Below are 11229 nucleotides of genomic sequence, written 5' to 3' on the forward strand. Positions count from 1 at the left end.
CGGGAAAATGCCGGATGACATCGTTGCCATCCGGCTGATTTATCAGGCTTTGTTCTGACGCCACCATTCGCCAAGCAGCACGCCAGTTGCGACAGAGATATTCAGACCAGCAACGTTGCCAGTACCATCAATCTTCACGCGCAAATCGTTCGGATCGCGTGCGGCATCCGGTAGCCCTTCATATTCCTGGCCCAGCACCAGCACCATTTTCTCTGGCAGACTGGTTTTGAACAGCGGTTTACCCTGCTCGCTGGAAGTGGTCACTACGGTGTAACCCGCCTGACGGAAATCATCCAGCACATTAACAATGTTGTCGCCGGTAATCGGCTGAATGTGCTCTGCGCCGCCTTCTGCGGTACGGATTGCCGCACCCGATTCCAGCAACGCCGCATCCTGCACCACAACGCCTTTCACGCCAAAGTGCGCGCAGCTACGCATCATGCCACCCAGGTTATGCGGGTTAGATTCGTTTTCCAGCGCCAGTACACAATCCTGCGCGCCGGCCTGGCTTACCCACTGCTGTACGGTTGTGCCGTTACGCTTTTTAATCAGGAAGCAAACGCCGCCGTGATGTTCCGTGCCTGACGCTTTTGTCAGTTCCGCTTCATCCACTACATGGTACGCTTTGCGGTTTGCTGCCATCCAGCGCAAGGCTTCTTTAAAACGCGGCGTTACGCTCTGGATAAACCAGGCGCGAACAATCGCTTCCGGACGGCTCTGGAACAGTGCCTGACATGCATTTTCGCCGTAAACGCGGGTTTCTTCCGCACGCTGACGACGCAACACTTCTGGATCAATAAAACTTTTACCACTGATGCCACCGTGATCGGCCTTTTCCGGCGTCTCATCACCCGGCGCGCGGGAAACCGTGCGCCACGGCGAATCTTCCCACTTGCGGTCACGGGGCTGACTCTGTTTGTCATCGCGGGCGGGGCGACGGCCACCGTCGGCACGAGATTTTCCTGGACGCCCGCCCCCTTTCCCGGTTCGCGGGTTATGGGTACGTTTATCAGAATCATCATCACTGCGGACATACATCACTTTGACCTTGCCGCTTTTACCTTTCATTTCATCGTTCATGCTTTTCTCCACCAGCGCTGCGCGAAGCGCGCAGATTACCCGAAGTGCGCGCGGTTCGCCATGATTTCGTACCAAAGCCTGCGACTATCATACCTATTGAATAAAACAGATTGTTGTCTGGAACATTGCCTTTGATAATATGTAACATATTAGAAACATACCGGCGTCATTGCCGATAAGTCTCCTTACTCATCCCGAGGTTAGTTATGAATACCGTTTGTACCCATTGTCAGGCCATCAATCGCATTCCCGACGATCGGATCGAAGATGCGGCAAAATGCGGACGCTGCGGTCACGACCTGTTTGACGGAGAGGTGATTAATGCGACCGGTGAAACACTCGACAAATTGCTGAAAGACGATCTGCCTGTAGTGATCGACTTCTGGGCACCGTGGTGCGGCCCCTGCCGTAACTTCGCGCCGATTTTTGAAGATGTTGCGCAAGAGCGTAGCGGTAAAGTGCGTTTTGTAAAAGTGAATACCGAAGCTGAACGTGAATTAAGCAGCCGCTTTGGTATTCGTAGCATTCCGACGATTATGATTTTCAAAAATGGTCAGGTTGTTGACATGCTCAACGGCGCAGTGCCGAAAGCACCGTTCGATAGCTGGTTGAACGAATCTCTTTAATCTTACCGGGGCGCATCTTGTGCCCCGTTTTCTCCTCTGCGACAATGGCGGTTTTTCGACGCCCTCTCTCATGACCGAAAACGCTGTTCTCCAGTTACGCGCCGAACGTATTGCACGCGCAACGCGTCCTTTTCTTGCCCGTGGTAATCGCGTTCGTCGTTGCCAACGCTGCCTTTTGCCAGAGAAACTTTGCCTCTGTTCGACAATCACCCCAACTGAAGCAAAAAGCCGTTTTTGTTTGCTGATGTTCGATACCGAGCCAATGAAGCCCAGCAATACCGGACGTTTAATTGCTGATATCTTGCCGGATACAGTCGCGTTTCAATGGTCGCGCACTGAACCATCGCAAGATTTGCTGGAGCTGGTACAAAACCCGGATTATCAGCCAATGGTGGTTTTTCCTGCCTCGTATGCCGGCGAGCAACGGGAAGTCATCTTCTCGCCGCCTTCCGGTAAGCCGCCGCTGTTTATCATGCTCGATGGCACCTGGCCGGAAGCTCGGAAAATGTTTCGTAAAAGTCCGTATCTGGATAATCTTCCCGTCATTTCCGTCGATCTTTCCCGGCTTTCTGCCTATCGCCTGCGTGAAGCCCAGGCTGAAGGCCAATATTGCACCGCCGAAGTAGCCATCGCACTTTTAGATATGGCGGGCGATACCGAAGCAGCAACGGGCTTAGGCGAGCATTTCACTCGTTTTAAAACGCGCTATCTGGCAGGAAAAACGCAACATCTGGGTAGCATCACAGCAGAACAGTTAGAAAGCGTTTAAAATCATTCGGTCACTTCTGCGGGAGACCGGTATGAGTCAGCGAGGACTGGAAGCACTACTGCGACCAAAATCGATAGCGGTAATTGGCGCATCGATGAAACCCAATCGCGCAGGTTACCTGATGATGCGTAACCTGCTGGCGGGAGGCTTTAACGGGCCGGTACTCCCGGTGACGCCAGCCTGGAAAGCGGTGTTGGGTGTGCTGGCCTGGCCGGATATTGCCAGCTTGCCCTTTACACCCGACCTTGCGGTTTTGTGTACCAATGCCAGCCGCAATCTTGCTCTTCTGGAAGAGCTCGGCGAGAAGGGCTGTAAAACCTGCATTATTCTTTCTGCACCAGCATCTCAACACGAAGATCTCCGCGCCTGCGCCCTGCGCCATAACATGCGTCTGCTCGGGCCAAACAGTCTGGGATTACTGGCTCCCTGGCAAGGTCTGAATGCCAGCTTTTCGCCCGTGCCGATTAAACGCGGCAAGCTGGCGTTTATTTCGCAGTCTGCTGCCGTCTCCAACACCATCCTCGACTGGGCGCAACAGCGTGAGATGGGCTTTTCGTATTTTATTGCTCTCGGCGACAGCCTGGATATCGACGTTGACGAATTGCTCGATTATCTGGCGCGCGACAGTAAAACCAGTGCCATCCTGCTCTACCTCGAACAGTTAAGCGACGCGCGACGCTTTGTTTCGGCTGCCCGTAGCGCCTCTCGCAATAAACCGATTCTGGTGATTAAAAGCGGACGTAGCCCAGCGGCTCAACGTCTGTTGAACACCACGGCAGGAATGGATCCGGCGTGGGATGCGGCTATTCAGCGTGCAGGTTTATTACGAGTGCAGGACACTCACGAACTGTTTTCGGCAGTGGAAACCCTTAGCCATATGCGCCCGCTACGTGGCGACCGGCTGATGATAATTAGCAACGGTGCCGCGCCTGCCGCGCTGGCGCTGGATGCCTTATGGTCGCGCAATGGCAAACTGGCAACGCTCAGTGAAGAGATTTGCCAGAAACTGCGCGATGCGCTGCCAGAACATGTTGCTATCTCTAACCCGCTCGATCTGCGCGATGACGCCAGCAGTGAACATTATGTTAAAACGCTGGATATTCTGCTCCACAGCCAGGATTTTGATGCACTGATGGTTATTCATTCGCCCAGCGCCGCAGCTCCCGCAACAGAAAGTGCGCAAGCATTAATTGAAGCGGTAAAACATCATCCCCGCAGCAAGTATGTATCTCTACTGACGAACTGGTGTGGCGAGCACTCTTCGCAAGAGGCACGACGTTTATTCAGCGAAGCCGGACTACCAACCTATCGAACGCCGGAAGGAACCATCACCGCTTTTATGCATATGGTGGAGTACCGGCGAAACCAGAAGCAACTACGCGAAACGCCGGCGCTGCCCAGCAATCTGACCTCTAATACCGCAGAAGCGCATATTCTGCTACAGCAAGCCATTGCTGAAGGAGCGACATCACTCGATACCCATGAAGTTCAGCCAATCCTGCAAGCGTACGGCATGAACACGCTCCCCACCTGGATTGCCAGCGATAGCACCGAAGCGGTGCATATTGCTGAACAGATTGGTTATCCGGTGGCGCTGAAGTTGCGCTCGCCGGATATTCCGCATAAATCAGAAGTTCAGGGCGTGATGCTCTATTTGCGTACGGCTAACGAAGTCCAGCAAGCGGCAAACGCTATTTTCGATCGCGTAAAAATGGCCTGGCCGCAGGCGCGGATCCACGGACTGCTGGTGCAAAGTATGGCTAACCGTGCAGGTGCTCAGGAGTTGCGCGTAGTCGTCGAGCACGATCCGGTTTTCGGGCCGCTTATCATGCTTGGTGAAGGCGGTGTGGAATGGCGTCCTGAAGATCAAGCTGTCGTGGCGCTGCCGCCACTGAACATGAACCTGGCTCGCTATCTGGTCATTCAGGGAATCAAAAGTAAAAAAATTCGTGCTCGTAGTGCACTGCGTCCACTCGACGTCGCGGGCTTAAGCCAGTTACTGGTGCAGGTTTCCAACCTGATTGTCGATTGCCCGGAAATTCAGCGTCTGGATATTCATCCTTTGCTGGCTTCCGGCAGTGAATTTACCGCGCTGGATGTCACGCTGGATATTGCGCCTTTTGAAGGCGATAACGAGAGTCGGCTGGCAGTGCGCCCTTATCCGCATCAGCTGGAAGAGTGGGTAGAATTGAAAAACGGTGAACGCTGCTTGTTCCGCCCGATTTTGCCGGAAGATGAGCCACAGCTTCAGCAATTCATTTCGCGAGTCACCAAAGAAGATCTTTATTACCGCTACTTTAGCGAGATCAACGAATTTACCCATGAAGATTTAGCCAACATGACGCAGATCGACTACGATCGAGAAATGGCTTTTGTGGCGGTACGACGTATTGATCAAACAGAAGAGATCCTCGGTGTCACACGAGCGATCTCTGACCCAGATAACATCGATGCCGAATTTGCCGTACTGGTTCGATCGGACCTCAAAGGATTAGGCTTAGGCCGCCGCTTAATGGAAAAGTTGATTACCTATACGCGAGATCACGGACTGCAACGTCTGAATGGTATTACGATGCCAAACAATCGTGGCATGGTGGCGCTGGCCCGCAAGCTCGGGTTTAACGTTGATATCCAGCTCGAAGAGGGGATCGTTGGGCTTACGCTAAATCTTGCCCAGCGTGAGGAATCATGAGTAAGGTACTGGAAATGTTGACCACTTAATCGGGACTGGTGTTATTATTGCCCGCTTATGTCGTCTGCATTGCACAGAGGACCCTTCAATGAACAGAGAAGAAATGCACTGTGATGTTGTCAAAATTTAAGCGTAATAAACATCAACAACACCTTGCCCAACTACCCAAGATTTCTCAATCAGTTGATGATGTCGATTTCTTTTACGCTCCCGCCGACTTCCGGGAGACGCTGCTGGAAAAAATAGCCAGCGCGAAGCAGCGCATTTGCATCGTTGCCCTGTATCTCGAACAGGATGACGGTGGCAAAGGCATTCTGAACGCGTTGTATGAGGCTAAACGGCAGCGTCCGGAACTGGATGTGCGGGTGCTGGTCGACTGGCATCGTGCACAACGTGGACGCATTGGCGCTGCGGCATCTAACACTAATGCTGACTGGTACTGCCGCATGGCGCAGGAAAATCCGGGCGTAGATGTTCCGGTTTATGGCGTTCCAATCAATACCCGTGAAGCCCTTGGCGTTCTGCACTTTAAAGGCTTTATCATCGACGATAGCGTACTTTATAGCGGTGCCAGCCTGAACGATGTTTATCTGCATCAGCACGATAAATACCGCTACGACCGTTATCATCTGATCCGTAACCGTAAGATGTCAGACATTATGTTTGAATGGGTTACACAGAATATTATGAATGGTCGCGGAGTTAACCGTCTGGATGATGTTAATCGCCCAAAAAGTCCGGAAATCAAGAACGACATTCGCCTGTTCCGCCAGGAGCTACGTGATGCCGCTTATCATTTCCAGGGCGATGCCGATAATGATCAGCTTTCCGTAACGCCGTTGGTTGGTCTGGGGAAATCGAGTCTGTTGAACAAGACCATTTTCCATCTTATGCCTTGTGCCGAGCAGAAACTAACCATCTGCACGCCATACTTCAACCTGCCAGCAATCCTTGTGCGCAATATCATCCAGTTGCTGCGCGAAGGGAAGAAGGTCGAAATCATTGTCGGTGATAAAACCGCGAATGACTTCTACATTCCAGAAGATGAACCTTTCAAGATAATTGGCGCACTGCCTTATCTTTATGAGATCAATCTGCGTCGCTTCCTGAGCCGTTTGCAGTATTACGTCAATACTGACCAGTTAGTGGTTCGGTTATGGAAAGATGACGACAACACCTATCATCTGAAAGGAATGTGGGTTGATGATAAGTGGATGCTGGTAACCGGTAATAACCTCAACCCACGCGCCTGGCGTCTGGATCTGGAAAATGCCATTTTGATCCACGATCCGCAACTGGAACTTGCGCCACAGCGTGAGAAAGAACTGGAGCTGATCCGCGAGCATACCACCATCGTTAAGCACTACCGCGATCTGCAAAGTATTGCCGATTATCCGGTGAAGGTTCGCAAACTTATCCGCCGTTTGCGCCGTATCCGCATCGACCGATTAATTAGTCGCATCCTATAATCACAACCCCGTCCTGTACGGGGTTTGTTTTTTGGAGGCCCACGTTTTGCGTATTCTTTTTGTCTGTTCGCTATTGTTACTTTCTGGATGCAGCCATATGGCTAACGATAGCTGGAGCGGGCAGGATAAAGCTCAACACTTTATCGCCTCGGCGATGCTTTCCGCAGCCGGAAATGAATATGCACAGCATCAGGGGATGAGTCACGATGGCAGTGCGACTTTCGGGCTGATGTTCTCTGTTGGGCTGGGCGCGTCAAAAGAACTTTGGGATAGCCGCCCCGAGGGGAGCGGCTGGAGCTGGAAAGATTTTGCCTGGGATGTCGCCGGTGCAACTACCGGCTATACCATCTGGCAACTGGCGCATCACTAAAGACGCATTCCCTTCCCTTTGCGATGCAGCATCAAAGAAACCAGAAACGCCACCACGGCCATCAATGTTACATACCAGAAGAAGGCTGTTTCCATTCCTATTGATTTCAGCGACAGCGCCACATACTCCGCTGAGCCGCCAAATATAGCATTGGCGACCGCATATGACAGACCAACGCCTAATGCGCGAACCTGTGCCGGGAACATCTCTGCCTTCAGTATCCCGCTGATTGAAGTATAAAAACTCACTATCAGCAGGGCACACATCACCAGACCAAAAGCGGCATAAGGAGAGGAAACGTTCTGCAATGCTGAGAGAATGGGAACGGTAAAAATGGCTGCCAGAGAACCGAAACATAGCATTGAAGTTCGACGGCCAATCTTATCCGACAGCGCACCAATGAGCGGCTGGATGAGCATGAATACAAACAGTGCGGCTGTCATAATGCCGCTTGCTACGTTGGCGTGCATTCCCGCAGTATTCACCAGATACTTCTGCATGTAAGTGGTGAAGGTATAGAAACAAAGGGAGCCCGCAGCGGTAAAACCGAGAACCATGATGAATGCACGGCGATTGCGCCATAATCCTTTCAGAGATCCAGCTTCTTTTAAAGCTCGTGTTTCTTGTTGTGAAGTTTCATCCAATTGACGGCGTAACCACAACGCCACAACGGCTAACACCGCTCCTAACGCAAAGGGAATGCGCCATCCCCACTCTCTGAGTGCAGCGTCTTCCATGGTGTGTTGTAAAACCACTACAACAAGTAGTGCCAACAGTTGTCCGCCGATCAACGTGACATACTGAAATGAGGCATAAAAACCTTTACGACCTTCTACTGCGACTTCACTCATATAGGTGGCGCTGGTGCCATATTCTCCACCTACAGATAATCCCTGGAATAAACGCGCGAGAAGCAATAATGCCGGAGCCCACGTACCGATTGTTTCATAACCAGGCAAACAGGCGATAACCAGAGAGCCGAAACACATCATACATACTGATAACAGCATCGATTTCTTGCGGCCATGCTTATCGGCAATTCGACCAAATAACCAGCCGCCTATTGGGCGCATCAAGAATCCTGCTGCAAAAACACCGGCTGTTTGCAGTAGTTGAGTGGTCGTGTTACCAGAAGGGAAGAAGATGTGGGCGAAGTAGAGGGAACAAAACGAGTAGACGTAGAAATCAAACCATTCGACCAGGTTGCCTGAAGAGGCCCCTACAATTGCCCAGATGCGGCGACGAGTATCACTACTTGTCAGTTTGCCATCTGCTGTTACAGTGCTTTCTGCCATGCCACTATTTCTCCTGCCATAATCCGATGCTTTGTCGGTTGCTGTCGTTTATTTTTTAGTAATGCAAATGTTATACATTTGTTGCATATGATTATGCAACCTTAACAGTTAATTTAGTTAGCAGGGGAACGGTTATTGAGGAGCTTCAGAAAAGATTTCTGGTAAGGAGAACGTATGGAAGTGGGTAAATTGATGCAACTGTATTCGTTGCTGAATCTGGCATACACGGCTCTTCCCTACGCCACGTGATCTTTCGTAGGAAGGATAAGACGCGCCAGCGTCGCATCCGGCATTCTTTCTGCAGCAACGCAAAAAGGCCATCCTTCCGGATGGCCTTCTGCTTTATCTGATGCCTGGCAGTTCCCTACTCTCGCATGGGGAGACCCCACACTACCATCGGCGCTACGGCGTTTCACTTCTGAGTTCGGCATGGGGTCAGGTGGGACCACCGCGCTACGGCCGCCAGGCAAATTCTGTTTTATCAACACGTCTTTCTTCGACCTGTCGATTTAATCTGTATCAGGCTGAAAATCTTCTCTCAATCCGCCAAAACACCTTCGGCGTTGTAAGGTTAAGCCTCACGGTTCATTAGTACCGGTTAGCTCAACGCATCGCTGCGCTTACACACCCGGCCTATCAACGTCGTCGTCTTCAACGTTCCTTCAGGACTCTCAAGGAGTCAGGGAGAACTCATCTCGGGGCAAGTTTCGTGCTTAGATGCTTTCAGCACTTATCTCTTCCGCATTTAGCTACCGGGCAGTGCCATTGGCATGACAACCCGAACACCAGTGATGCGTCCACTCCGGTCCTCTCGTACTAGGAGCAGCCCCCCTCAGTTCTCCAGCGCCCACGGCAGATAGGGACCGAACTGTCTCACGACGTTCTAAACCCAGCTCGCGTACCACTTTAAATGGCGAACAGCCATACCCTTGGGACCTACTTCAGCCCCAGGATGTGATGAGCCGACATCGAGGTGCCAAACACCGCCGTCGATATGAACTCTTGGGCGGTATCAGCCTGTTATCCCCGGAGTACCTTTTATCCGTTGAGCGATGGCCCTTCCATTCAGAACCACCGGATCACTATGACCTGCTTTCGCACCTGCTCGCGCCGTCACGCTCGCAGTCAAGCTGGCTTATGCCATTGCACTAACCTCCTGATGTCCGACCAGGATTAGCCAACCTTCGTGCTCCTCCGTTACTCTTTAGGAGGAGACCGCCCCAGTCAAACTACCCACCAGACACTGTCCGCAACCCGGATCACGGGTCCACGTTAGAACATCAAACATTAAAGGGTGGTATTTCAAGGTCGGCTCCACGCAGACTGGCGTCCACGCTTCAAAGCCTCCCACCTATCCTACACATCAAGGCTCAATGTTCAGTGTCAAGCTATAGTAAAGGTTCACGGGGTCTTTCCGTCTTGCCGCGGGTACACTGCATCTTCACAGCGAGTTCAATTTCACTGAGTCTCGGGTGGAGACAGCCTTGCCATCATTACGCCATTCGTGCAGGTCGGAACTTACCCGACAAGGAATTTCGCTACCTTAGGACCGTTATAGTTACGGCCGCCGTTTACCGGGGCTTCGATCAAGAGCTTCGCCTTGCGGCTGACCCCATCAATTAACCTTCCGGCACCGGGCAGGCGTCACACCGTATACGTCCACTTTCGTGTTTGCACAGTGCTGTGTTTTTAATAAACAGTTGCAGCCAGCTGGTATCTTCGACTGATTTCAGCTCCACGGGTAAACCGCTTCACCTACGCATCAGCGTGCCTTCTCCCGAAGTTACGGCACCATTTTGCCTAGTTCCTTCACCCGAGTTCTCTCAAGCGCCTTGGTATTCTCTACCTGACCACCTGTGTCGGTTTGGGGTACGATTTGATGTTACCTGATGCTTAGAGGCTTTTCCTGGAAGCAGGGCATTTGTTGCTTCAGCACCGTAGTGCCTCGTCATCACGCCTCAGCCTTGATTTTCCGGATTTGCCTGGAAAACCAGCCTACACGCTTAAACCGGGACAACCGTCGCCCGGCCAACATAGCCTTCTCCGTCCCCCCTTCGCAGTAACACCAAGTACAGGAATATTAACCTGTTTCCCATCGACTACGCCTTTCGGCCTCGCCTTAGGGGTCGACTCACCCTGCCCCGATTAACGTTGGACAGGAACCCTTGGTCTTCCGGCGAGCGGGCTTTTCACCCGCTTTATCGTTACTTATGTCAGCATTCGCACTTCTGATACCTCCAGCAACCCTCACAGGCCACCTTCACAGGCTTACAGAACGCTCCCCTACCCAACAACACATAGTGTCGCTGCCGCAGCTTCGGTGCATGGTTTAGCCCCGTTACATCTTCCGCGCAGGCCGACTCGACCAGTGAGCTATTACGCTTTCTTTAAATGATGGCTGCTTCTAAGCCAACATCCTGGCTGTCTGGGCCTTCCCACATCGTTTCCCACTTAACCATGACTTTGGGACCTTAGCTGGCGGTCTGGGTTGTTTCCCTCTTCACGACGGACGTTAGCACCCGCCGTGTGTCTCCCGTGATAACATTCTCCGGTATTCGCAGTTTGCATCGGGTTGGTAAGTCGGGATGACCCCCTTGCCGAAACAGTGCTCTACCCCCGGAGATGAATTCACGAGGCGCTACCTAAATAGCTTTCGGGGAGAACCAGCTATCTCCCGGTTTGATTGGCCTTTCCCCCCCAGCCACAAGTCATCCGCTAATTTTTCAACATTAGTCGGTTCGGTCCTCCAGTTAGTGTTACCCAACCTTCAACCTGCCCATGGCTAGATCACCGGGTTTCGGGTCTATACCCTGCAACTTAACGCCCAGTTAAGACTCGGTTTCCCTTCGGCTCCCCTATTCGGTTAACCTTGCTACAGAATATAAGTCGCTGACCCATTATACAAAAGGTACGCAGTCACCCCATAAA

Annotated in this window: 7 protein-coding genes and 2 rRNA genes; 5 read left to right on the forward strand and 4 right to left on the reverse strand. The window is 52.0% G+C overall.

The features are described from left to right. Positions 1 to 42: 42 nt before the first annotated feature. Entirely contained in the window at positions 43 to 1080 is a 1038-nt protein-coding gene (locus WC5_RS00315) for a tRNA/rRNA methyltransferase (RefSeq protein WP_000997401.1), read from the reverse strand. A gap of 206 nt (positions 1081 to 1286) precedes the next feature. Between WC5_RS00315 and trxC the strand changes: the two genes are divergently transcribed. From trxC to WC5_RS00290, 5 genes are all read left to right on the forward strand, one after another. Then, positions 1287 to 1706, forward strand: coding sequence for a thioredoxin TrxC (trxC, locus tag WC5_RS00310; protein ID WP_001098726.1), 420 nt, complete (start codon positions 1287 to 1289; stop codon positions 1704 to 1706). A gap of 70 nt (positions 1707 to 1776) precedes the next feature. Continuing rightward, the gene (gene tapT, locus WC5_RS00305) at positions 1777 to 2475 is read left to right on the forward strand and encodes a tRNA-uridine aminocarboxypropyltransferase (protein WP_000138187.1); all 699 of its coding nucleotides are present in this window, start codon (positions 1777 to 1779) and stop codon (positions 2473 to 2475) included. A 31-nt stretch (positions 2476 to 2506) separates the two neighbouring features. After that, positions 2507 to 5167: a peptidyl-lysine N-acetyltransferase PatZ gene (gene patZ / locus WC5_RS00300; RefSeq protein ID WP_000082953.1), complete on the forward strand. Its 2661-nt coding sequence runs from the start codon at positions 2507 to 2509 to the stop codon at positions 5165 to 5167. Between the two features lie 113 nt (positions 5168 to 5280). Further along, entirely contained in the window at positions 5281 to 6636 is a 1356-nt protein-coding gene (pssA, locus tag WC5_RS00295) for a CDP-diacylglycerol--serine O-phosphatidyltransferase (RefSeq protein WP_000949267.1), read from the forward strand. A 46-nt stretch (positions 6637 to 6682) separates the two neighbouring features. After that, the gene (locus tag WC5_RS00290; RefSeq protein ID WP_071599022.1) at positions 6683 to 7006 is read left to right on the forward strand and encodes a YfiM family lipoprotein; all 324 of its coding nucleotides are present in this window, start codon (positions 6683 to 6685) and stop codon (positions 7004 to 7006) included. Here WC5_RS00290 and kgtP read toward each other — a convergent pair. From kgtP to WC5_RS00275, 3 genes are all read right to left on the reverse strand, one after another. Beyond that, complete coding sequence (kgtP, locus tag WC5_RS00285) at positions 7003 to 8301, reverse strand: alpha-ketoglutarate permease (RefSeq protein ID WP_000841089.1); 1299 nt, start codon at positions 8299 to 8301, stop codon at positions 7003 to 7005. The two genes, WC5_RS00290 and kgtP, sit on opposite strands and share 4 nt — an antisense overlap. 351 nt (positions 8302 to 8652) lie before the next feature. Continuing rightward, positions 8653 to 8768, reverse strand: a 5S ribosomal RNA gene (rrf, locus tag WC5_RS00280). A 100-nt stretch (positions 8769 to 8868) separates the two neighbouring features. Further along, positions 8869 to 11229 (reverse strand): 23S ribosomal RNA (locus WC5_RS00275); the annotation flags it as partial.

The sequence above is a fragment of the Escherichia sp. KTE114 genome (assembly GCF_000407765.1).
Taxonomy (GTDB): domain Bacteria; phylum Pseudomonadota; class Gammaproteobacteria; order Enterobacterales; family Enterobacteriaceae; genus Escherichia; species Escherichia ruysiae.

What these genes read in the sequence shown, in the direction of transcription:
- tapT (WP_000138187.1), top strand. Translation starts at nt 1,777, where the DNA reads ATGACCGAAAACGCTGTTCTCCAGTTACGCGCCGAACGTATTGCACGC.
- patZ (WP_000082953.1), top strand. Translation starts at nt 2,507, where the DNA reads ATGAGTCAGCGAGGACTGGAAGCACTACTGCGACCAAAATCGATAGCG.
- WC5_RS00315 (WP_000997401.1), bottom strand. Translation starts at nt 1,080, where the DNA reads ATGAACGATGAAATGAAAGGTAAAAGCGGCAAGGTCAAAGTGATGTAT.
- kgtP (WP_000841089.1), bottom strand. Translation starts at nt 8,301, where the DNA reads ATGGCAGAAAGCACTGTAACAGCAGATGGCAAACTGACAAGTAGTGAT.
- pssA (WP_000949267.1), top strand. Translation starts at nt 5,281, where the DNA reads ATGTTGTCAAAATTTAAGCGTAATAAACATCAACAACACCTTGCCCAA.
- trxC (WP_001098726.1), top strand. Translation starts at nt 1,287, where the DNA reads ATGAATACCGTTTGTACCCATTGTCAGGCCATCAATCGCATTCCCGAC.